This window comes from Corynebacterium liangguodongii (assembly GCF_003070865.1).
In the GTDB taxonomy this organism is placed as follows: domain Bacteria; phylum Actinomycetota; class Actinomycetes; order Mycobacteriales; family Mycobacteriaceae; genus Corynebacterium; species Corynebacterium liangguodongii.
Map to the genome: position 1 here is coordinate 1,497,788 of NZ_CP026948.1, position 21,528 is coordinate 1,519,315.

Below are 21,528 nucleotides of genomic sequence, written 5' to 3' on the forward strand. Positions count from 1 at the left end.
AAAGGGAATCCTTTATGCGCTTTCAGTCCAGAATGGCTGGCAGGAACGAATTTTGGGTTTATACCGACGCGCGATCAGGTCGGCAGTTCTTCAAAAAGAAATTTGTGGGCGATGGCGCCGCCTTGCGCTATCACAAGTGCAAGGCGGCTGGATCCATTCCTGGTATCGACAAATATGTGGCTACCCCCTGCGTGGTGGAATTCGACGATGAGCAGTTGGCCTTGGTCTTCGAGCACGTGTCTGGATTCACCATGTTTGACATGATCCTTACGCAAAAATTGGAGATAGAACATGGCAGGGTCATCGGCGACGGACTGGCACGTTTTCATCTTGGCATGGAGGAAGCGTTGCCTATTGCCGAGGAGAAACTCGGGCTTTCCCAAGCGCCTTTTTCCCCGGCATGGGCGTTCTTGGAGTGCCCGAAGTTCGCGGAACTAGGGCGTTTGAGTTCGGCGAATCTCCAACTGCTTCGGATAGTACAGCGTGATGACGCGCTTCTTGACGCTTTGAAGGACACTTCCATTGACACGGATCCGGTCATCACTCATCATGACCTGCGTGGGAATCAGCTGCTTCTCAATGAGAACGGTGTTTACTTTGTAGATCTCGAGGAGATTGCACTTGGATATGTCGAAGGTGATGTTGGTGCACTCCTCGGCGAGCTTTACCTGCGCGCATTGATGGATGTCTGGACGGATCGAATTGATCATCAAGACTTCGATGCCACTATGGACGCTCGAGATCAAGCCGGAAGGTTTGAACTTGCTAAAAAGTACTACGCGCCAATTGCCACGGCTCTTCTTCAGACATACAGTGATAGTTACAAACGTCCCATTATGATCGACGATGTCGCGACTGAGATGCTTCGTTTCATGCTTAACCGTCTGATAACCACCAATATGTGGCGCTCAACTATGTCCCCCCGTACAAGTGCACTACTTAATGGCGTTTCATTTCTCGCTCGTGATGCTGAATCTCTCAAGGAGTTTGTTTCTTATGCTGACGTCTGATGCTATTTCGATCTATCGTCGCTGGCATGTGCGCAACCGATCCTTGCCTACTGAGATCAACCCATGGCTCATCGACCATGATTTGCTTAACATTCTCAGGCGGTCGGCTGACACCCTCGAACCAGGCCACCACACCGTATACGGCGTGAACACCGCCGTTTCCGAGAAAGAGTCAATTGTATTTTCAAATTTAAGCCCCGGCTTTCATGCGGCTACCTTGGATCGTCGCTTGCTTTCAGTGGACAAACGAGGCCTGCCGATCGTTCGGATTTATATTGGGTTTTCTTCAAAGAAGGCGATGCTCGCTGAGGCGTCTTCAATCATCGAAATGATTCGCGCGCACACGAGCCTTGCGGAGGTAAAATGTTTAGTAGGAGAATCTGCTTTTCCACGTACTGACGCACTGACTGCCTACCTCTACGGCTCAATTAGCCGCCCAGAGAAGCTGGCACTGGCTTTAGCGAAGTGCGGAGACATGGGGCAAGCTTCGGCTTTCTGCCTTCCTTTAGGCTCAAGTGCCAGCGCCATTTTGGAGACGCCGGAGATGGGCCGCGCGTCCGGTCTGAGCTACGGTTTGTATGCCTCACAAATAGTGAGTTCCGAAGCAAAATCATTGGGCGTCGAGCCTAATGACCTAGTTCACTGGCTTGCTAGCGACAACAATTATTGGCTTCCCCCACTGGTTCGAGAAAGAGGCGACTCTTTTCAGGACTGGGCCGCACTGCTAGCTTCGTTTCAATACGGCGACGTATCATGACACCACAGCAGATATCTGAAACTTTAGAACTAACCAAGCGCAATGTATGGGAAAAGATGAAGGGAAGGAGTAGCCCGGAAGAATTAGAGCAAGTAGCAACGCTCCTCTCTCTTCAGAGCACGTTGGTGCGCTTGGCTCATGAGGACGTCTTCGGGGAACAGTTCGCTCCTGATATCCTAAGAGCCCTCCACGATTTATACGGGGCGCGAAATCTTCCGAATGATCCAGTAGAATGATCTCTACTGAAAAATGTGGGCACCATAAAAGGTCGCGCCCAATCTAACCCCGCACTCGACTGCCTGAATTGCTACGGCGATGATGTGACAGGCGCTTTCTTCCAAAAAGGCGATGGGACGTTGCGAGACAGCAAGGATCCTTGGTCCTCCCGCTTTCCCATAAGGGCCGGTCCTTGTGGGTGGTGTTGCTGTTCTGTTGATTGAGTGTAAGGTCTCGCGGTTTCAGGGATCATCGGGATTCTGGTGCCGTTGCGGGCTCGTGCAGTCTATCTATTTAGCCGGTGTGTCGCCCTCGCTGATCCCGGCTGTCATCATTGTTTTTGCCTGCTCTAGGCGTGCTCGCAATGTGGCGCTTTTGCTGAATTTAATCATCCGCTGCTCGGCGGATACCGCCGTCACTAGGCACATGAGGGTGTCGCGGTCGGGATGATGCCAATAGCGTCGGTGTGGTGATGAATCTTCCTGTTCAACCGTTCGGTGGTTTTTTTGACCACAAGTTCGTTTGCAATGTTTTTCAGGGCGTAGGTAATTGGCAACAGGTTGTCGGGAGATTCCTCCGGGTAATCGGCAACATTGTCGTTTCGGGGTAGTTGGTACAGTGTTGACCTTTTTCCCATAGTTGGTGTTGGCGATGCCGCAGGGCGGTGTAGCGGCGACGTCGATATGAAGTGTTCTAGGTTTAGTTCCTACCTCAGCTAATGAAGGATTGGATACTATCCCCATTAAGCATTCCGTCGTGTTCATGGAAGAGGGAGGGTGTCAAATTGTTTGTGTGTGGGGCCTTCTTAGAGGTATGTGTTGAAGCGGTCGGGGTAGGCGACCGCCATGTGGTTGATGGCTTGCTTCCAGCCGGTGACGCGTCCTCCTTCGATGAGTCTGCTGGTGGTGCTTCGGGCCTTTCTGCCTTCTTTGATGCGGCGTCGGGCGCGTTTGTCTTCGATGTTGCAGATCATCAACCACAACGTCTTCAACGCGGATTCATCGTTGGTGAACTGGACCCTGTTTCGGGTGGCTTTACGCAGCTCGTTGTTGAACGACTCGATCGAGTTCGTGGTGTATATCACCTTCCTTGCCGTGGGCGGGAACTGCAGAAACGGGACAAACCTATCCCAGGAGTCGTGCCACACCTTGACTGATTGCGGGTACTTCTCACCAAGCTCAGATGCGGCGAACTCGGCGAGTGCTTCATTGGCTGCCGCCTCGTCGGCGGCGGTGTAGATCTTCTTCAACGCCTGCGAGACCCCCTCTACGATCCCCATAGGCCACCCACCTGTTCGCAGCCCGAATCAAGGAGAGCGTCCGATAGTTTGTGTGCGGGGGTGGTTTACAGGTAGTCCGCGAATCGGTCTGGGTATGCCACAGCTAGTTGGTTGATGGCTTGTTTCCAGCCATTGGCCTTCGCTCCTTCAACATACCCGTTGCACTCAACGGCGCGCTTGGCTTGCTTCGCGCGTGTGGCAGCGCGTTTGTCTTCGATGTTGCAAATCATCAGCCAAAGCGTCTTCAGTGCTGCTGTATCGTTCGGGAACTGGCCCCGGTTTCGGGTAGCTTTGCGCGAGGGTGTCAGGAAGTTTGTGTGTGAGGCTCTGATCTAAAAGGAGTTTCACCGATAATGACTACGGTGTCACCGAAGAAAGGCCACGACCCGGCAAGGGTCAACGAGATCAGCGAGAAGCTGATGGAAAATCCTGAACTCGCCAGCTTGATCGGCGAGTTGTCCACCTCCACTGACAATGCAAGCGATCTGGTCAAAGGCCTGTTACAGGCATCGATCAACGCTGGTCTGCAGGCGGAAATGGATGCCCATTTGGGCTACGGCCATGCCGACCGGAAGATGAAGGCCCAGGTTGAACCAACACAGGGTAGTAACCACCGCAACGGGTCGTACACCAAGACCGTTAATTCTGGGTACGGCGCGTTGGAAGTGACCATGCCGAGGGATCGTGCCGGCACGTTTGCTCCAAAGATGGTGCCCAAAGGCTCCCGTCGGCTCACAGAGCTCGACGACATGATTATCTCGCTGTACGCCGGTGGGATGACCGTGCGCGATATTCAGCACCATCTCGCCACCACCCTCGGGGTGGATATGAGCCCAGATACGATCAGCACCATTACCGACGCGGTGTTAGAAGAGGTCATGATCTGGCAAAACCGCCAGCTCGACGAGTTCTACCCAGTGATCTTCCTCGACGCGCTGCGAGTGAAGATCCGCGATGGCCACCGCGTGGTCAACAAGTCTTGCTACATGGCGGTAGGCGTCGACATGGACGGCATCAAACACATCCTGGGATTGTGGATCGCAGACAATGAAGGCGCCAGTTTTTGGGCATCCGTGTGCGCTGACCTTGCCAACCGTGGGGTCCAAGACGTGTTCATCGTCTGCTGCGACGGGCTCAAAGGCCTGCCGGAAGCCGTGGAGGCAACCTGGCCGAATTCCATGGTGCAGACCTGTATCGTGCACCTGATCCGGGCGGCCAACAGGTGGGTGTCCTACCAAGACCGCAAACCCGTATCAAGTGCGCTACGGGAGGTCTACACCGCACCGAACGAGGACACCGCCCGCGCCGCCCTGGACGCGTTCGAGGCGTCCGAGCTGGGACGGAAGTATCCGCAATCGGTCAAGGTGTGGCGTGATGCGTGGGAACGGTTCGTGCCGTTTCTGCAGTTCCCGCCTGCGGCACGGCGGGTACTCTACACCACGAATTCGATCGAATCGCTGAATGCTGAACTGCGGAAAGCCACCCGCAACCGCGGCCAGTTTCCGAACGATACCGCGGCGCTGAAAACGCTGTGGCTGATGATCTGCAACATCGAGGACAAGCGCGCTGCCCAGCGAGCGAAGAAAGCCAAGCGCGCCATCGAATGCAACGGCTATATTGAAGGAGCGAAAGCCACCGGGTGGAAACAAGCCATCAACCAACTAGCCGTGGCTTACCCCGACCGATTCGCGGACTACTTGTAAACCAAGCCCCCCGCACACAAAGAATCGGACACCCTCGCAGGGTCGGCTTGAGCGTGGAGCACGAGTTCTATGGCACGCTGCTTGAGCTCGGCAGTGTACTCAGTGGGCATGAAAGAGTTTCCTTTTCCAATATCCTACCCTCCATCAAAGCCATAGCGAACCACCTATGGCTCACCCGCATCGACACTAACCGACAACGGACTGGTCTTCACCGCACGCCTGGCCGGGCGCAAAGGCGGGAGAAACGCCTTCGAGAAAGTCCTGAACACCCACCACATCCAGCAAAAGAACGGCAGGACGGGCCACCCGCAAACCCAAGGCAAAATCGAACAATTCCACCAAACACTAAAAAAATGGGTCAACGCACGCCCACCAGCAGAAACCATCGCACAGCTGCAACACCAACTCGACGAATTCGCCGCCTACTACAACACACAACGCCCACACCGCTCGCTGGGGCGCCGCACCCCCGCAACCGCCTACACCACAGGGCCGAAAGCCACACCCGCATTCACACCGAACGAAGAATGGCGCGTGCGCAACGACATCGTCTCCCCCAACGGGAAAGTCTCCATCCGCTACGCCGGCAGGACCTACCACCTAGGAATCGGACGAGCATGGGAAGGGAAAAATCCTCATGATCGTCACCGACAACCACGTCACAACATCACTGAAAAACACCGGCGACATCATCACCGAACACTACATAGACACCGGCCGCCACTACCAAAAACCATTCTGGCGACAAGGCGACCCACCCCTGGCCTGACACACAAAAACCGGCGCCCCACAAGCACCGGGGCGCCGGTTTCTCCACCATGTCGCGACTGATGACAATGGCCAGTACTAAATACGCCGATTTGTAGATTTCTCGTTCTTAGCGGCCAGACCCAGTCGGACCATCCCGTAAACAACAAGGAGGGCTCCGACAATGGCGAAAACTGCTCGGTCGAACGCGAGGTAAGCGGCGCCAATGGCTACGCCCACGGCCAGTAGGAACACGAATGTTTTCATTTCTCCACGGACGGTGGGAGCCGGTTTGTTGCTAAACATGCTGTGCGTAGGCATTGAACTACTCCCCTCAAACTTACAGATGATTGATGCGGGCGAACCTAGCAGCCCAGGTTCGCGGTGAGGATGGTCGCGCCCACACCGCACGGGAACGAGGTGGCTGCCTCGTTCACTGCGTTATCCTGCGCGAGGTCTTCCGCAGCAATTGCGGAAACCATGGTGTCAAAAAGCTTCTGATCAGCGGTCATTTTTTTCTCCTTGGGTACGGGTGATGGAACGGTTCAGGAAACAGCTTAATAAGTGACGTATCGCGAGATCAGAGGGTTCCGTACTCACGCTCGTGACTTTGCGTACGGTCGCCTAGAGCCCTGTTCACTTTTCGCCGCTACGCCAGGCTATTACCACAGCTCAGACGTCGCAATGGGGCTACGAGACTTTTGCAAAATAGAAACCCGTAGTTAACTACATGTTAACTTTAGTTCTAAAGTTTTGGGTCTCCGTTGATCTGCTTGCACCTGGCGTGGACCTGGACCGCAAGATGGGCACCCCGTCCATGAAACGTAAACGCCTTGATGTCCATCCCTGCGAGGATAAGGGCGCCGGTGAGGGGGCCGTCGGCAAGTACGACCTCCGCGAAGCCGTTGAGCACGCCGAGGCCAAGTCCCTCGACCGCGCCGGCGTCCGATGTGGGGCCCGGCCCCGCGGATTGCGCCGGGATGAGGAAAAACATCGCGGATGCGAGCAGGCAAAACGGCGCCGTGGACACGGGTAGGCCGATGCGCGCCAGGGCGGGGGTGCTGAAGGCGCGCTCGACAAGCTGGAAGACAATGACGGTGGCAAAGCCGCCGCACACCGCGAGCAGCGCCCCCCGATGCGATCGTCGGTGCTAAAAGCCACGAGACGACACCGACCAGGGCCCCGTTGAACCCGGCGATGCCCTCGCGCCGCACGTGCCGGTCCTGCCCCATCGCCCACGCGCCGAGCTCCTGCGCGGCGGCGCCGAGCAGCATGAAGATAGCCGCCAGCGGGTTGTGCGCCGCTACTCCGGCGGTGATGAGCAGGCCCGTGCGCCAGTCGGCGATGAAGAAAATCTGGGATACGCCCCTAAGCACCGGCGCGACGGCGCCCGCCGGGGTGTGCATGCTCAGCGCGCTCATGGCGCGGTTGCCTCCTTGTTCCTGGGAAAACTAGTACTTGCGCAGCCGCAGCGGCCCGCGGCCATCCGCCTCTCGGCAGATATCAACGACCGCGGCGTGGAGTGCTGCGATGTCGGCAGTATTCGATGAGAGCGAGCGGATCGAAAACGCCGCGGGCGCGCCAGGCCACGGCGCGCCGATCCGGCTGAGCGCGCAGTGCAGGCGAGGCGAGCGCGCGGCATCGACGGCGCCGGCTAAGGCGTCGGCACGCGAGGCGAGCTGCGGGCCAGCGACGATGAACTGCCCGCTGTGGGTGTAGCCCTCCATCACTCCCATACCGAGGTCGCCGGCGGCGGGGATGAGCCGCAGGTTGTCCACGGCGAACGGCACCTCCCTACCATCAGTGGAGAGCCGCAGCTCTGTGCGCATCCGCAGCTCGTCGAAGCCAAACCCGGTGCCCTCCGGCGACCACCCCGGTGTGACGATCTCCCCCATCACCAGCCGCGACGAAGGCCCGATCACCACCACGGACTCCTGGCGGTAGGTGCCCTCGCGGTAGACGATGAGCTGATCCGGCAGGTACTCGAACGTCGCATCGCGCCCCACGTTCACCCTCATCCGCTGCCGGGCCGGTCCTTGCGGGGTGCGGTAGACCTTCGTGGCGGACTGCGTGGTCACCAGCAGCGAGGCTGCGTCCTCGACGTCGAAGGCCAGCGAGTAGGAATCCGCCCCGAAGTACGCCCCGCCGGGGTTGATCACCGTGTAGGCGACCTGGCCGGAGTCGTCGAGGTAGTGCGGGCGGATCACCCGCAGCGCGCCGCAGAAATCCTGCTGCGTTGCACAACTCCGGCCGGAGGAGTCGCGCGCGACGCGCAGGCGCAGGTGGCCTCCCCGCATCAGCTAAGGTCCAGCATGAGGGCGTCGTGACGCAGCCAGTCCAGCACGACGTCGAGGCCCTCGTCTGTCTTCAAGTTCGTCAGCGCGAACGGCTTGTCCTTGCGGAACACCTTTGAATCGCGCTCCATCACCGCCAGGTCGGCGCCGACGTAGGGCGCGAGGTCGGTCTTGTTGATGATGAACAAGTCGGACTTGATCATCCCCTGGCCCGCCTTGCGCGGGATCTTCTCACCCTGGGCGACGTCGATGATGTAGATGGAGAAATCCACCAGCTCCGGCGAGAACGTCGCCGAGAGGTTGTCGCCACCGGATTCGACGAAGATGACGTCGAGGTCCGGGAAGCGGGACTTCAACTCCTCGATGGCCGCCTCGTTCATGGAGGTGTCCTCGCGGATCGCGGTGTGGGGGCAGCCGCCGGTCTCCAGGCCGATGATGTGGGCGTCGTCAAGCACGGAATTGCGCGCGAGGATGTGCGCGTCCTCGATGGTGTAGATGTCGTTGGTGATCGCCGCCATGTGCAGCTCGCCCTCGACCGCACGCGAGATGCGCTCGAGCAGCTGCGTCTTGCCCGCGCCGACGGGGCCGCCGACGCCGATAATGACCGGATCCATGTGATTCTCCTTCAACTCATAAACAAGCGCGAGTGCTGGCGCTCGTGGTTCATCTGCGCGATCTCCAAGCCCGGCGCGATCGCACCGAGGTCTTCTTCGCGCAAGCTTTGCGACGCCTCCACCGCGCCCACCACCCACGGCTGCGCCTGCCGGATGAGGCGCTGCCCGGCGTTCTGCCCGAGCGGGATGGCGCGCACGGCGTTTTGCACAAGCGAGATGACGCAGGCGTAGACGTGCTGGGCCACCGCCGTGTCGGGGTCGATACCCTCACCTCGCGCCACGAGCGCCCAGACGATCGCCGGGTGCCCGAACGCGCGACCCTCCTCGATCGCCTCCGCGTAGGCGGAAAGCGCCTCGCTGGGGTAGTTCGCCGCCGAGATGGTGAGCAAGCGCCTGCCCATCGTCATCCCGGCCTCGCGCACCTGGGCGGGCAGGGCCTGGGCGGTGACCAGCTGGTCGAGGCGCTCGACCAGATGCGCCTCGCCCGCACCCATGACCAGGCGAATTGCCAGCGCGTCGGTAAAGGTCAGCTGCTGGCCGATAAAGGATTCCAGCCAGCGCGCAAACCCCTCAGCGCTTTCGATCACCCCGGACTCGAGGTAGCTCTCGAAGCCGAAGGAGTGCGCGAACGCACCCGTCGGCAGCGCTGAATCCGCCAGCTGCATGCCGGTGAGCAGCCGGGTGAGATCGGCCATCAGTGCGTGTGCTCCGCGTGCCGGAAGGGCACTTCCATGACGCGCTCGCGGCGCTCGAACGCGACGCCGTGGTGGGTGAGGAAGTCCTCCACGGTGTGGTCGTATTGCACCACCATCACCTCGGCGCCGAAATCGCTCTCGGCGCCGAAGAACTGCGCTTGCAGGTGGCGGTTTCCCAGCGAGTGCGCGACAAACCCCATCTGGCGGATGGAGGTGGGGCGGATGACTAAGACGTCGCTAGGCAGCGTCGCCACCACCACCGCGTTGAGCCCGCCGTCGGTCTCCTCGACGAGCAACACGTCGCCGTCTTTCAGGTCGGGCGCGCCCGCGGCCAGCCTGATGCCCAGCTCGCGGCCGTGGTCTGTGGTGACGCGCTGGATGCGCTTGACCAGCTCGTCGCTCGGCAGCGAGACCTTCTCCACGTGCGCCCCCTCCAGGCGGCGCTCCATGTCGGGGTCACCCAAGGTGCCCGCGATTTCGGTGATGATCATCTGCCCACCTCCTAGAACAGCATGTAACGGCGGGCCAGCGGCACCGTCTTCGCCGGCTCGCAGGAAATCCGCTCCCCGTCGACGGTGACCTCGTAGGTCTCCGGGTCCACCGCGATATCGGGGGTTGCATCGTTGAGCTTGAGGTCCGCCTTGGTGAGTTGTCGGATCCCGTGGACGGGGCGAACCTTCTTGCGCAGCTGCAGGATCTCCGGGACGCCGCGCTCGATGGCGGCCTGAGACATGAACGTGATCGAGGAGCGGTAGAGCGCGGAGCCGTGCGCGCCGAAGGACTCGCGGTAGATGTTCGGCTGCGGCGTCGGGATGGAGGCGTTGGGGTCCCCCATGGCCGTGTAGACCACCTGGCCGCCCTTGATCACGGACTCCGGGTGCACGCCGAAGAACTGCGGCTCCCACAGCACCAGATCGGCGAACTTTCCCACCTCGATCGAGCCCACCCACTCGTCGATGCCCTGGGCGATCGCCGGGTTGATGGTGTATTTCGCAATAAAGCGGCGGATGCGGAAATTATCGCCGAAAATTCCCTCATCTTCCGACAGCTTGCCGCGCTGCTTCTTCATCGAATCCGCAACCTGCCACGTGCGCGAGATCACCTCGCCGACGCGCCCCATCGCCTGGGAATCCGAGGAGGTAATCGAGAAAATCCCCATGTCGTGCAGCACGTCCTCCGCGGCGATCGTCTCGGCACGGATGCGCGAATCCGCAAACGCCACATCCTCCGGCAGGTCGGGGTTCAAGTGGTGGCACACCATGAGCATGTCCAAGTGCTCATCGATGGTGTTGACCGTGTACGGCAGGGTCGGGTTCGTCGAGGCCGGCAGGATGTTCGACTCTCCCGCCAGCGCGATGATGTCTGGGGCGTGCCCGCCGCCGGCGCCCTCGGTGTGGAAGGTGTGGATGACGCGGCCCGCGATCGCGTTGCGGGTGTTTTCCACGAACCCGGCCTCGTTGAGGGTATCGGTGTGGATGGCCACCTGGACATCGAACTCGTCGGCAACCTTCAGCGCGGTATCGATCGCGGCGGGGGTGGCGCCCCAGTCCTCGTGGACCTTCAACCCGGCGGCGCCCGCGCGGATCTGCTCTGCCAGAGGGGCGACCGAGGAGCCGTGGCCCTTGCCCAGGATGCCGAAGTTCATCGGGTAGGCCTCGAAGGAGCGCAGCATGTTAAAGATGTTCCACTCGCCCGGGGTGATCGTGGTGGCGCGGGTCGATTCGCTCGGGCCGGTGCCGCCGCCGAACATGGTAGTAATCCCCGAGGCGAGCGCGGTGGGGATCTGGTCCGGGCTGATGAAGTGGATATGGGTGTCGATGCCGCCGGCGGTTAAGATCCTGCCCTCGCCGGAGATGATGTCGGTGGCCACGCCGATGGTGATGTCCACGCCCTCCATCACGTCCATGTTGCCGGCCTTGCCAATCTGCGAAATGTAGCCGTCGCGCACCGCCACATCCGCCTTGTACACACCGGTGTAGTCGATCACGAGCACGTTCGTGATCACGAGGTCGGGGACGTTGTCGTCGCGCACGTGGCGCGAGTTCTGCCCCATCCCGTCCCGGATGACCTTTCCGCCGCCGAAGGTCGCCTCTTCACCGTAGGTGGTGTAGTCGCGCTCGACGGTGGCGAAAAGCTCTGTATCCGCCAGGCGCACGGAATCACCCGTGGTCGGCCCGTAGAGCGCCGCGTAGTTCTCCCGGCTCATCTCAAAACTCATGTACTGCCTTCTTTCCTCAAAGTGAGATCGCTAATGGGACTCTCACGAGCTCTAGTGGGCGGGGTCGACGGACTTCGGGTCGGTGCGATCCACACCGTGTTCGAAGAAGCCGTAATCCGTCTCGCTCATGACGTGGACGCGCGCGGGATCGCGGGGATCGAGCGAGCCATCGACCAGGTTGTGGAAGCCGAAGACTTTGCGCTTCCCGCTCAACGGGATCAACCGCACCGTGCGGGTATCCCCCGGCTCGAGCCGCACCGCGGTGCCCGCCGGGATGTCGAGGCGGCGACCCAGCGCCGCGGTGCGGTCGAAGGACACCTGCGGGTTGATCTCCGCGAAGTGGTAGTGGGAGCCAACCTGGACCGGGCGGTCGCCTGTGTTGGTCACCTCGAGCTCAATGGCCTCGCGGCCCGCGTTGCACACGATGGGCTCACTGGCCAGTACGTATTCTCCTGGGCGCATGGTTACTCCTTAGCGGATTTAGCGGATCGGGTTGTGGACGGTGACGAGCTTGGTGCCGTCGGGGAAGGTCGCCTCGATCTGGACGGCGTCGACCATCTCGGGCACGCCCTCCATGACGTCGTCACGCGAGAGGATGGTTGAACCCCAGTTCATGAGCTCGGCGACGCTGCGGCCGTCGCGCGCGCCCTCTAAAAGCTCGTAGGAGATGATCGCCACCGCCTCCGGGTAGTTGAGCTTCAGCCCGCGCGCCTGCCTGCGGCGCGCGAGATCCGCCGCCACCACAATCATGAGTTTTTCCTGCTCCCGTGGCGTCAAGTACACCGCGTCACGCCCCTTCCTCGCATGCCAGGCAGCGCCGTATGCGCCGCAACGTTGTGCGAGACTACTCCGGCCGCCACGCAGCGATCATCACAACTTCCTGATTTATCCATCAGTGGCGGCCCAGGCCCCGCCGCACAGCGCAGGCGAGCAGGGCTTTTACGCGCTTCGCCTAGAACCGGGCTGCTAGAGTATCCACACTGGCGAGAAGGAAAGAAAGGCGGGTATCAGGCGGTGATCCTGCTCGTTGACAACCACGACTCCTACACCTACAACCTCGCGCACCTCATCGCCGCGGCAGCGGGGAGCGAGCCCGAGGTTGTTCTTGCCGACGCCGTGTTTTCGACCGGCACCCTCGAGCGCGTGCGCGCCGGCGACTACACCCACGTCGTCATCTCCCCCGGGCCTGGCACCGTGGCCTCGGAGGACGACTTCGCCGGCTCCCGGGCAGTCATCGAGGCCTCCGCCGACATCCCTGTGCTCGGCGTGTGCCTCGGCCACCAGGGGCTCGCCTACCTCGCGGGGGCCGAGGTCTCGCGCTCCGCGCCGCGGCACGGGGCGCTCAGCCGGATCACGCACACCGGCGAGGGGATCTTCGCCGGCCTGCCGCAGGGCTTCGAGGCGGTGCGCTACCACTCTCTGTGCGTCTCGGAATCGCCCGGCATCGCAGTCCACGCCCGCAGCGAGGACGGCGTGATCCAGGGCCTCGAGGTGGTGGGGCGGCCGCACTGGGGCGTGCAGTTCCACCCCGAGTCCGTGCTCACGGAGCACGGACTCGCACTCATGGCGAATTTCCTCGCCCTCGCCCCGCTGGCCGCGCCCCGCCCCGCGGAGCGTGTCGTGGCGCCGACGACGAGCGCGCGGCGCGCCCCCGCGTGGCGCGTCGCGCACGAGGCCATCGAGGGCGAGATCGATACCGAGGCGGCCTTCCGCGAGCTCGTCCGCGGCGGCGCCAAGGAGGCGGTGTGGCTCGATAGTGCCGACGTTTCGGGGTTTTCCATCATGGGCACCTCGGCCGGCTCGCTCTCGGAGGTTCTCACCTTCAAGCGCGGCTCGCCCGGGCCCGACATCCTCACCCGCCTAGAGGCGGAGCTCGGCACCGGAATAGACGCCTCGGAGGTGCTGGAGGCGGTGCCCTTTACCGGCGGCTGGGTGGGCTACCTCGGCTACGAGTGCGCGGCGCTGACCGTGCCCGGGTTTCACCCGCGCCACCGCAGCGCGGCTCCGGATGCGCAGTTTTTGCGCCCGCAGTCCTTCATCGCCTACGACCACGCCCGGCGCCGCGCCCACCTCATGGTGCTCGAGCGTTTGGGCGCCGATCGCGGCGATCGCAGCGAGACTGCAGCGCTCATGGGCCAGCTTCGCGCGGCGGTGCGCGGGGCCGCGCCTCCGGCCCGGGCCGCGGGGCGGGTCGAGGCGGGCGCCTGGCGGCTCTCGCGCCCCGCATACCTTGAGCGCATCGCATCTGTGAAGGATGCCCTCGCGCGCGGGGATAGCTACGAGGTGTGCCTCACGGACACCTACCTGGCGCACTCCACGTGCAGCGGGGTGGAGCTTTACTCGCGGCTGCGGCGCGCCAACCCCGCGCCGTATGCCGCGTACCTTTCGTTCGACGGCCTCGAGGTGCTCTCGAGCTCCCCGGAGCGCTTCCTCACCGCCCGTGGCGGGGCGGTGGAGTCGAAACCGATCAAGGGCACCCTGCCGCGGGAGGCGGACCCGGCGCGGCTCTACTCCGATGCCAAGACCCGCGCGGAGCTGCTCATGATCGCCGATCTCGTGCGCAACGACCTCTCCCGCGTGTGCGAGCCAGGCTCGGTGACCGCGCAGCCGGTCATGTCCGTGGAGTCCTACGCCACTGTCCACCAGCTCTGTTCCACGATCCGCGGGCGCCTGCGCCCCGGGGCGAGCGCGGTCGATGCCGTGCGGGCGAGTTTCCCGCCGGGCTCAATGACCGGCGCCCCGAAGGAGCGCACGATGGAGCTCATCGATGCGTTGGAGGCGGGCCCGCGCGGGGTGTATTCCGGCGCGTTGGGGTATTTCGGGTTTGACGGCAGCGCCGACCTCTCCGTGGTCATCCGCACCGCGGTCAAGCGCGGCGGCGAGGTCACCGTGGGGGCCGGCGGGGCGATCGTGTGGGATTCGGATCCGGAGGCGGAGTACGGCGAGGCCCTCCTCAAGGCGAGCGCAGTGCTGGGGGCGCTGGCGTGAGCGCCTATGCCTGGGTCGGCAGGTGGGTCCCCTCGAGCGCGCCGGAGGTTGGGTTTGAGGCGGCGGAGTCGTGGCGCCATCGCTTCGGCGCCGCGCGCGGCCTTGGGCTGCACAGGCGGCGCTTCGAGGCCACGGTCGGTCCCCTGCCGCAGGGGCTGTGGGAGGGCGCGATCGAGCTGTGCGATCCCGCGGCTGACCTCTTTCCCCGGCTCAGCGCCGCCTGCGGGCGCTACTTCTTCGAGCTGCGCCCCGCTCCCGCCGCGCGCTCATCCACGGCGCTCACGCTGCCGCCGGCCGGGGCGGCGGACCCGCGCCGGTTCCCGCGCACGAAGGGGCCCGACCTCGCCCGGCTCGCCGAGTTCAGGAGCGAGATGCTTATCGACGCCACGCACGACGTCGTCCTCGGCCATTTCGCCGAGACGACCACAGGGGCGCTGGTGGGGTGGAGCGATAGCACCCTCGTGCTGCCCGCGGGGCGCCACCTGCCGAGTACGACGCAGTACCTTATCGCCCAGCGCGCCCGGCGCCTCGGGGTGCGCGTCGCCGTGGGCGCGCTGGGCGTGCGCATGCCCTTGTGGTTCCTCAACGCGGTGCACGGGGTGAGCCCGGTAGCAAGGATTATCACACTTTCAGGAAATTCTTATATTCTTCCGCAGCGCTCTGACCAGAATAAATGGCAGCGGTGGTGGTGGAGCTTCCCTTAATGAAAACCATTGTAGACACGTCATATAAAAGTCAGCGTATGGTCTGTGGTGTACCGCTCAACAAGGCGGGACGAACAACTCCCCGATAGATTTCCAAACGAAAGGAACACCGCTGATGAAGGCTGTGACCTGGCAAGGCGCAGACAAGGTCTCCACAGAGACCGTCGATGACCCCACCATCCAAGAGCCCACCGACGCCATCATCGAGGTCACCTCGAGCGGCGTGTGCGGTTCCGACCTCCACCTCATCTCCGTGCTCGCCCCCTACATGAACGAGGGCGACATCATGGGCCACGAGCCGATGGGCCGCGTCGTCGAGGCCGGCGCCGCCTCCGGGCTGAAGAAGGGCGACCGCGTCGTCATCCCGTTCAACATCTCCTGTGGCCACTGCTGGATGTGCCAGCACAGCCTTTATTCCCAGTGCGAGACCACCCAGGTCAAGGAGAAGGAATCCGGCGCCTCCCTGCTCGGCTTCTCCTCCCTCTACGGTTCCGTCCCCGGCGGCCAGGCTGAGTACCTGCGCGTCCCGCACGCGGACTTCGGCGCCATCAAGGTCGGCGACGAGCTGCCGGATAACCGCTACGTGTTCTTGAGCGATGTCCTCCCCACCGCCTGGCAGGGCGTGAAGTACGCCGACGTCGGCGAGGGCGACACCATCGCCGTCTACGGCCTCGGCCCGATCGGCCAGATGGGCGCACGCATGGCGCGCCACATGGGCGCACGCGTCTTCGGCATCGACCCGGTCCCGGAGCGCCGCGAGATGGCCGCACGCCACGGCATCGAGGTCTTTGAGGGCGGGGAGGACTCCATCGGCGAGATCCGCGAGCTCACCGAGGGCCGCGGCCCCGACGCCGTCCTCGACGCCGTCGGCATGGAGGCCCACGGTTCCCCGGTGGGCGGCGCCATCCAGGCTGCCGCCGGCCTGCTGCCCGACGCCGCGGCGCAGAAGGTCATGGAGACCGCCGGAGTCGATCGCCTCAACGCACTCCACGACGCCATCGACCTGGTCCGCCGCGGCGGCACCATCTCCATCAGCGGCGTCTACGGCGGCGCTGCCAGCCCGATGCCGCTGCTAACCCTGTTTGATAAGCAGATCCAGATGCGCATGGGCCAGTGCAACGTGAAGAAGTGGATCTCCGATCTGCTCCCGCTCGTCGAGGACCCGTCCGACCCGCTCGGCGTCGACGACCTCATCACCCACCGCGTCTCGCTCGACGAGGCTCCCGAGGCCTACCGCAAGTTCCGCGACAAGGACGACCACTGCATCAAGGTCGTCATCGAGCCGCAGGCAAGCTAGACCCGAAGGGCCCCGGGCCCACCGCAGCGCCCGCTCCCCCACCTTCCCGGGGGGAGCGGGCGCTCGGCTTTGTCAGCGCCGCTGGGGCCGCGCGGGCTACCTGCCCAGGTTCTCCCCGAGCTGGTGGACGCGGATCATGTTCGTCGTCCCCGTCACCCCGGGCGGGGTGCCAGCGATGATGACCATGGTGTCGCCCTCGCTGTACTCGCCGATCTGCAAAAGCGCTTCATCAACAACCTTGACCATGTCGTCGGTGTGGACAACCGGAGGGCACAAAAACGTCTCCGCCCCCCACGTGAGCGCGAGCTGGGAGCGGACCTGCTGCTCCGGGGTGAACACGAGCAGCGGGTGTTCCGGGTGGAGCCGGGCCACGCGCCGAGCCGTGTCGCCGGACTGAGTAAAGGTGACGATCGCGCGAGCGTTGAGCCGCTGGGCGATATCGTAGGCGGAATACGACATCACGCCGCGCTTCGTGCGCGGGATGTGCCCCAGGGGCGGCACCGTCCCCATCGATTCGGCGACCCGCACGATGCGCCCCATCGTGCGCACAACGTTGTGGGGATCCACGCCCACCGAGGTCTCGCCCGAAAGCATCACCGCGTCGGCGCCGTCGAGCACGGCGTTGGCCACATCGGAGGCCTCCGCGCGGGTCGGGCGCGAGTTCTCGATCATGGAATCGAGCATCTGCGTGGCAACGATGACCGGCTTGGCGTTCTCCCGCGCAATCTGGATCACCCGCTTTTGCACCAGGGGCACCTGCTCAAGGGGGATCTCCACACCCAGGTCGCCGCGCGCAACCATCACCGCGTCGAAAGCGAGCACGATGGATTCGAGCGCGTCGACCGCCTCCGGCTTCTCCAGCTTCGCAATCACCGGCACGCGGCGCCCCACCTCGTCCATCACCTCGTGAACCAGGTCAACATCCGAGGGGGAGCGCACGAAGGACAGCGCGATGAAATCGACGCCGAGCTTGAGGGCGAACTTCAGGTCCGCGATGTCCTTCTCGCTCAGCGCCGGAACGGAGATATCCATCCCCGGCAGGGACACGCCCTTGTTGTTCGACACCGGCCCACCCTCGGTCACCTTGGCCACGACGTCGTTGCCATCGACCTCGGTGACAACGAGGGCGACCTTTCCGTCGTCGACTAAGAGCCGGTCTCCGGGCTTGGCGTCGTCCGCCAGCTGCTTATAGGTGGTGGAGACGCGGTCGTGGGTACCCGGGACGTCCTCGACAGTGATACGGACGACCTCGCCGGTCTCCCACACCGTCGAGCCCTCCTCGAAGCGGCCGAGGCGGATCTTCGGGCCCTGCAGGTCGGCGAGGATGCCGACGGCGTGGCCGGTCTCGTCGGTAGCCTCGCGCACCCAGCGGTAGTTGCGCTCGTGGTCGGCATGATCGCCGTGGGAGAAGTTCAGCCTCGCCACGTCCATCCCGTCGCTGACCAACCCGACGATGGCATCCTTGCTGGCCACCGCCGGGCCGAGCGTACACACGATCTTGGTTCTTCTATCCACTTCTTCTCCCACCTTCGCTCGAGGGTGCGCATGAGTGCGCGGGCCACACGCTGCCTATCGCTTCCCTACCGTACCGTCTAGAGCACGCTCCCGCTCGCCACCCAGCTCTCCCCCGGCGCGCTCGCGCGGGTCAACCTCCCGCGGGCTCTCCTGCCCGCGGGGAAGCCGCAGGAAGACGATGAGCGCAACAATGAACAACACGCCGGAGACCCACGTGTTGACCCGGAGGCCGAGGATGAGGTTGGCTGCGTCGGCACGCATGAGCTCAACAAAGAACCTACCCAGGGCGTAGGTGGCGAGGTAGAGGGCGAAGACGCGCCCGTGACCGAGGCGGAAACGGCGCTCGGCCCACAGCAAAAACGCGAACGCGGCGAGGTTCCAGATCATCTCGTAGAGGAATGTCGGGTGCACGCTGGCAACGACCTCGCCCGTCGAGCGCCCTGTCAGCGGCGCGTACCGGCCGGCGTCGTCGACACGGTAGTAGATGTCGAGCGCCCACGGCACGTCCGTGGGGCGGCCGTAGAGCTCCTGGTTAAACCAGTTGCCCAGCCGCCCGATCGCCTGGGCGAGGATCACCGTCGGCGCCGCCGCGTCCGCGAACGGGGCCAGGGGTACCCCGCGGTAGCGAAACAGCGCCCACACAGCCGCGGTGCCCAGCGCGACTGCCCCTAAGATTCCCAGCCCACCGGCGGAGACGTTGAAGGCTTGCCACGGGTCACGGCCCGGGCCGAAGTACTTGTCGTAGTCCGTGATCACGTGGTAGAGGCGACCACCGATGATGCCCGCCGGGATGGCCACGATCGCGGCGTCCCACACGAGGTCCGGGTCCCCGCCCTTGGCCTTGTAACGGCGCAGCGTGAGCCACAGCGCGACGATGATGCCTGTGATAATGCACAGCGAGTACGCGCGGATAGGGACGGTCCCGATGTGCCAGACGCCCTGCGGCGGGGACGGAATGTTAGCCAAAATCATGGAATCCACGCGCACCAGTGTGCCCCACCGCGGCGAGAAAACGCAGCAGGCACGCGCGCTAGCTTCTCGACGGGCACGCCGGGTGCTGCCCCGCCGCCGCGAGCCTGCGCGTGGCCGATTCCACGTCCTGGGAGCTCATCACGGCCTCGGCGGCGAGCACGGCATCGGCGCCGGACGATGCGGCGTCGATAAGGTCGCGCGCCGTGCGCACCCCACCGAGGCTGATTTTTAACACCTCAGAAGGCAACCCCGGCGCGATCTCGGCGAACGCGTCGGGGTTGAGCGAATTGGTATCAAAGGTCCAGGAGTTCACGGCGATGACGGAGGCGCCCGCCGCGAGAGCACGATCGGCCTCCTCGTCCGTGCGCACCTCGGCCATCACCGCCATGCCGAGCGACTCTGCACGGTCGATCAACGCCGATAACCGGTACTGATCCAAAATCCCGACCTGAAGCGGGATCATGTCCGCCCCGAAACAGCGCGCCTCGTGAATCTGGTAGGGATCAACGATGACGTCGCGACAGACCATCGGTAAATCAACGGCGGCGCGGGCGGCGGCCATGTCGGTCAACGAGCCGTCGAAACGCAGCCGCTCGGTCTGACACGCGATAAGGTGCGCCCCGCCGGCCTCGATCGCGCGCGCGATGTCTTCGACGCTGAGCGCGCTGCCGGCAAACGGCGCGGTCGGGCCGAAGACGGGTGAGTTGCGCTTGATCTCCACAATCACCCCGCAGCCGTGCCGCAGCAACGCTGCCCGGGCATCGCGGGTCGGCCCCATTGCCCGGGAGCGGGCCTTAATGTCGTGGAAGGAGATGACGGATTCGCGCGCCGAGACGTCGCGCAGCACGGCTTCGACAACGCCCGATGCCTTCTGCGTGTCCATAGCCCTCCCTTCCGCCTGTGATTAGGGTAACTGCGACTTACCGCTCGGCGGAAATCGGCCCTCCCTGCGGGTCGGTCGGGTCGATATCGGCGTCAATGGCGTCCCACATCACGCGCCCCGAATCGGGGTCATCCTCCAAATCGGCGCCGATCTTTTCCCGGCGCACCGATTCCTTTTCGTACTTATTCACACGCCGCGAATCGCTCCCCGGCCGCAGCGCCACCGCCAGGCCAGAGGCCACTGCGACGGCACAACCCACCACTGCCAGCGCCGCGTAGCCCACGTTGACGTCGACGGAGACGATCTGCGCCAGCGGCGAGAGCGCGTTGTCCGCGCCGCGCCCGGCCGATTGGGCCTCGCCCGCCCCCGCGGTGAGCAGCGCGCGCACCCGCTCGACGTCGGCGCCGCGCGCGATGAGCCCGAGCGGCGAGAGGGCGGCGAAGGCGGCGGCGACGGCGACGACGGCGGCAACGATGCGCCTGGGGAGGCGTCGCAAAGCGAGCGTTGCGACGCCTCCCGCGACGAGCAGGAGCGCGACCGCCAAGGCCTCCGTCGACCACTGCGCGCCGGTGACCTCGCGCACCCCGCCGCCGACCCGATCGTCGAAGTAGCTCACCTCGAGCCAGGGTGCCCGCGCGGCGAGCGCCACCAGCGCGGCCGAGATGCCGAGACCGGCGGCGCCGGGGCGGGTCAGTCCCCTATCCACAGATTGCTCAGTCATGGGCTCGATCCTAGAGCAGGGCTGCAGAAGAGAACCCCCGGAGATCGCGCCCTGGCTCTGTCTGCTCAAAATCGTGAACAAGAACGAAAGTACCGAATACGTCTAGCTCCCTTGCGCGCTAGGTACGACCGTGATAGCACTCGCTGCGAGTGCGTCTTCTGGGAACGTGATGCTGGTTGACCACATCGGTGCCAGTCCCGGCTATTCCATCAGTGGTTCCCTCAACCCAATGCCCTTATTCATCAAGTCGAAGTGCTTGAAAAGAGGTCACTTTAATATGCCGCAAGAAAGAGGATCGAAGAGAGCACGTGCCGCTTTGACTTCGCTGGCCGTGGCTACATTCCTAGCTGCCCAGTGCATCGCTGCTGCCCCTGCCTCGCAGGCGCAGGAGCGACGGTTGGATACCCACATCAAGGGCCCGCTGGTCCTGGCGGAGGCAATGTACTACGATGCCGGGGCCGACGCGATCCGCCTCGACCAACGGAGTATCGACTACAGCCGGGTGACCCCTGCAGAGGTCGAGGAAGTCCGCTCCGGACTCGAGAAACTCTCCGACGATCTGCGCCGCTCCGCCGGCGTGGAAGGAACGACCGATTCCGGAGCAGCGAGCCGAGAAGGAGGCTACCGATTCGAATGCCAGAAATAGACCAAGCCACCAGCGAGGTTAAAACAACAGCACCTACCGTGGTCGTCGCAATCCTCGCGGTCGGGACAGTTCTTCTCCTGCTGCTCTACCTCGGGTTGAGCCGTTACTACAACGGGCAGGAGCTCAAGGCTCTCGTGGAGGGCGCGGAAGCCACCGGGCAGAGCTACAACGTTATCATTCATAACGGGCTGACCGGCAGGTACTCATTCAACGTGAACTAGCTGCACTAATCGGGGAGGCTGGTGCCCCCTGGGGCATCCGGGGGCGCT

General features: G+C 63.5%; 23 protein-coding genes and 4 pseudogenes. 10 read left to right on the forward strand and 17 right to left on the reverse strand.

The window, feature by feature from the left end:
• The first annotated feature begins 14 nt into the window (after window positions 1–14).
• Window positions 15–1,010 carry a phosphotransferase gene (locus C3E79_RS07190; RefSeq protein WP_108404300.1) on the forward strand — a complete coding sequence of 332 codons (996 nt, stop codon included), beginning with the start codon at window positions 15–17 and terminating at the stop codon, window positions 1,008–1,010.
• Window positions 997–1,767 carry a T3SS effector HopA1 family protein gene (locus C3E79_RS11380; RefSeq protein WP_146183441.1) on the forward strand — a complete coding sequence of 257 codons (771 nt, stop codon included), beginning with the start codon at window positions 997–999 and terminating at the stop codon, window positions 1,765–1,767. The genes C3E79_RS07190 and C3E79_RS11380 overlap by 14 nt, the downstream gene beginning before the upstream one ends.
• A gap of 506 nt (window positions 1,768–2,273) precedes the next feature.
• On the opposite strand, the gene C3E79_RS11385 is transcribed toward C3E79_RS11380, so the two are convergent.
• From C3E79_RS11385 to C3E79_RS07200, 3 genes and pseudogenes are all read right to left on the reverse strand, one after another.
• Window positions 2,274–2,747, reverse strand: a complete 474-nt coding sequence (locus C3E79_RS11385) for a hypothetical protein (protein ID WP_146183442.1) — start codon at window positions 2,745–2,747, stop codon at window positions 2,274–2,276.
• Between the two features lie 41 nt (window positions 2,748–2,788).
• A pseudogene (locus C3E79_RS07195) lies at window positions 2,789–3,293 on the reverse strand (transposase); the annotation flags it as partial.
• 34 nt (window positions 3,294–3,327) lie between these two features.
• Window positions 3,328–3,558 (reverse strand): annotated as a pseudogene (locus C3E79_RS07200) (IS256 family transposase); the annotation flags it as partial.
• Window positions 3,559–3,615: 57 nt separating this feature from the next.
• Between C3E79_RS07200 and C3E79_RS07205 the strand changes: the two are divergent.
• Together C3E79_RS07205 and C3E79_RS07210 are read left to right on the forward strand one after the other, a co-directional pair.
• Window positions 3,616–4,965 carry an IS256 family transposase gene (locus tag C3E79_RS07205; protein WP_108404301.1) on the forward strand — a complete coding sequence of 450 codons (1,350 nt, stop codon included), beginning with the start codon at window positions 3,616–3,618 and terminating at the stop codon, window positions 4,963–4,965.
• Between the two features lie 162 nt (window positions 4,966–5,127).
• A pseudogene (locus tag C3E79_RS07210) lies at window positions 5,128–5,734 on the forward strand (integrase core domain-containing protein); the annotation flags it as partial.
• Between the two features lie 343 nt (window positions 5,735–6,077).
• Here the strand turns inward: C3E79_RS07210 and C3E79_RS11390 are convergent.
• The 3 genes and pseudogenes from C3E79_RS11390 to C3E79_RS11855 form a co-directional block, all read right to left on the reverse strand.
• Window positions 6,078–6,224 carry a hypothetical protein gene (locus tag C3E79_RS11390; protein ID WP_158268477.1) on the reverse strand — a complete coding sequence of 49 codons (147 nt, stop codon included), beginning with the start codon at window positions 6,222–6,224 and terminating at the stop codon, window positions 6,078–6,080.
• A 233-nt stretch (window positions 6,225–6,457) separates the two neighbouring features.
• Entirely contained in the window at window positions 6,458–6,829 is a 372-nt protein-coding gene (locus tag C3E79_RS11700) for an urea transporter (protein ID WP_158268478.1), read from the reverse strand.
• Between the two features lie 94 nt (window positions 6,830–6,923).
• Window positions 6,924–7,037, reverse strand: a pseudogene (locus C3E79_RS11855) (hypothetical protein); the annotation flags it as partial.
• Between C3E79_RS11855 and C3E79_RS11635 the strand changes: the two are divergent.
• A complete protein-coding gene (locus tag C3E79_RS11635; protein WP_244280439.1) occupies window positions 6,985–7,167 on the forward strand; it encodes a hypothetical protein in 183 nt (60 codons plus the stop codon). The pseudogene C3E79_RS11855 and the gene C3E79_RS11635 sit on opposite strands and share 53 nt — an antisense overlap.
• Here the strand turns inward: C3E79_RS11635 and C3E79_RS07225 are convergent.
• Genes C3E79_RS07225 through C3E79_RS07255 form a run of 7 tightly spaced genes read right to left on the reverse strand, consistent with a single transcriptional unit; the run spans window position 7,164 to window position 12,316 of the window.
• Window positions 7,164–8,009 carry an urease accessory protein UreD gene (locus C3E79_RS07225; protein WP_108404303.1) on the reverse strand — a complete coding sequence of 282 codons (846 nt, stop codon included), beginning with the start codon at window positions 8,007–8,009 and terminating at the stop codon, window positions 7,164–7,166. The two genes, C3E79_RS11635 and C3E79_RS07225, sit on opposite strands and share 4 nt — an antisense overlap.
• Complete coding sequence (gene ureG, locus C3E79_RS07230) at window positions 8,009–8,620, reverse strand: urease accessory protein UreG (RefSeq protein ID WP_108404304.1); 612 nt, start codon at window positions 8,618–8,620, stop codon at window positions 8,009–8,011. Before ureG ends, C3E79_RS07225 begins: the two co-directional genes overlap by 1 nt.
• A gap of 11 nt (window positions 8,621–8,631) precedes the next feature.
• Window positions 8,632–9,315: an urease accessory protein UreF gene (locus tag C3E79_RS07235; RefSeq protein ID WP_108404305.1), complete on the reverse strand. Its 684-nt coding sequence runs from the start codon at window positions 9,313–9,315 to the stop codon at window positions 8,632–8,634.
• On the reverse strand, window positions 9,315–9,806 hold the full coding sequence (ureE, locus tag C3E79_RS07240; protein WP_108404306.1) for an urease accessory protein UreE: 492 nt from the start codon (window positions 9,804–9,806) through the stop codon (window positions 9,315–9,317). The genes C3E79_RS07235 and ureE overlap by 1 nt, the downstream gene beginning before the upstream one ends.
• A gap of 11 nt (window positions 9,807–9,817) precedes the next feature.
• The gene (gene ureC, locus C3E79_RS07245; protein ID WP_108404307.1) at window positions 9,818–11,533 is read right to left on the reverse strand and encodes an urease subunit alpha; all 1,716 of its coding nucleotides are present in this window, start codon (window positions 11,531–11,533) and stop codon (window positions 9,818–9,820) included.
• 51 nt (window positions 11,534–11,584) lie between these two features.
• Window positions 11,585–11,995 carry an urease subunit beta gene (locus C3E79_RS07250; protein WP_108404308.1) on the reverse strand — a complete coding sequence of 137 codons (411 nt, stop codon included), beginning with the start codon at window positions 11,993–11,995 and terminating at the stop codon, window positions 11,585–11,587.
• 18 nt (window positions 11,996–12,013) lie between these two features.
• Window positions 12,014–12,316, reverse strand: a complete 303-nt coding sequence (locus C3E79_RS07255; RefSeq protein WP_108404309.1) for an urease subunit gamma — start codon at window positions 12,314–12,316, stop codon at window positions 12,014–12,016.
• A gap of 231 nt (window positions 12,317–12,547) precedes the next feature.
• Here C3E79_RS07255 and pabB point away from each other — a divergent pair, with 231 nt between their 5' ends.
• From pabB to C3E79_RS07270, 3 genes are all read left to right on the forward strand, one after another.
• Window positions 12,548–14,521, forward strand: a complete 1,974-nt coding sequence (pabB, locus tag C3E79_RS07260) for an aminodeoxychorismate synthase component I (RefSeq protein WP_108404310.1) — start codon at window positions 12,548–12,550, stop codon at window positions 14,519–14,521.
• Complete coding sequence (locus C3E79_RS07265) at window positions 14,518–15,225, forward strand: aminotransferase class IV (protein WP_108404311.1); 708 nt, start codon at window positions 14,518–14,520, stop codon at window positions 15,223–15,225. Before pabB ends, C3E79_RS07265 begins: the two co-directional genes overlap by 4 nt.
• A gap of 115 nt (window positions 15,226–15,340) precedes the next feature.
• Window positions 15,341–16,522, forward strand: a complete 1,182-nt coding sequence (locus tag C3E79_RS07270) for an alcohol dehydrogenase catalytic domain-containing protein (RefSeq protein WP_108404312.1) — start codon at window positions 15,341–15,343, stop codon at window positions 16,520–16,522.
• Between the two features lie 96 nt (window positions 16,523–16,618).
• Here C3E79_RS07270 and pyk read toward each other — a convergent pair whose 3' ends face one another.
• Genes pyk through C3E79_RS07290 form a run of 4 tightly spaced genes read right to left on the reverse strand, consistent with a single transcriptional unit; the run spans window position 16,619 to window position 20,613 of the window.
• Window positions 16,619–18,037: a pyruvate kinase gene (gene pyk / locus C3E79_RS07275; RefSeq protein ID WP_108404313.1), complete on the reverse strand. Its 1,419-nt coding sequence runs from the start codon at window positions 18,035–18,037 to the stop codon at window positions 16,619–16,621.
• 54 nt (window positions 18,038–18,091) lie between these two features.
• The gene (gene lgt / locus C3E79_RS07280; protein WP_412778853.1) at window positions 18,092–19,018 is read right to left on the reverse strand and encodes a prolipoprotein diacylglyceryl transferase; all 927 of its coding nucleotides are present in this window, start codon (window positions 19,016–19,018) and stop codon (window positions 18,092–18,094) included.
• A 49-nt stretch (window positions 19,019–19,067) separates the two neighbouring features.
• On the reverse strand, window positions 19,068–19,892 hold the full coding sequence (locus tag C3E79_RS07285) for an indole-3-glycerol phosphate synthase TrpC (RefSeq protein ID WP_108404315.1): 825 nt from the start codon (window positions 19,890–19,892) through the stop codon (window positions 19,068–19,070).
• Between the two features lie 37 nt (window positions 19,893–19,929).
• Window positions 19,930–20,613 carry a TIGR02234 family membrane protein gene (locus tag C3E79_RS07290; protein WP_108404316.1) on the reverse strand — a complete coding sequence of 228 codons (684 nt, stop codon included), beginning with the start codon at window positions 20,611–20,613 and terminating at the stop codon, window positions 19,930–19,932.
• A gap of 331 nt (window positions 20,614–20,944) precedes the next feature.
• On the opposite strand from C3E79_RS07290, the gene C3E79_RS07295 reads away from it, so the two are divergent.
• The gene (locus tag C3E79_RS07295) at window positions 20,945–21,259 is read left to right on the forward strand and encodes a hypothetical protein (RefSeq protein WP_235840586.1); all 315 of its coding nucleotides are present in this window, start codon (window positions 20,945–20,947) and stop codon (window positions 21,257–21,259) included.
• A gap of 38 nt (window positions 21,260–21,297) precedes the next feature.
• Window positions 21,298–21,480 (forward strand): hypothetical protein, encoded by a 183-nt coding sequence (locus C3E79_RS07300; RefSeq protein ID WP_179948254.1) that lies wholly within the window; start codon window positions 21,298–21,300, stop codon window positions 21,478–21,480.
• Window positions 21,481–21,528: the final 48 nt, after the last annotated feature.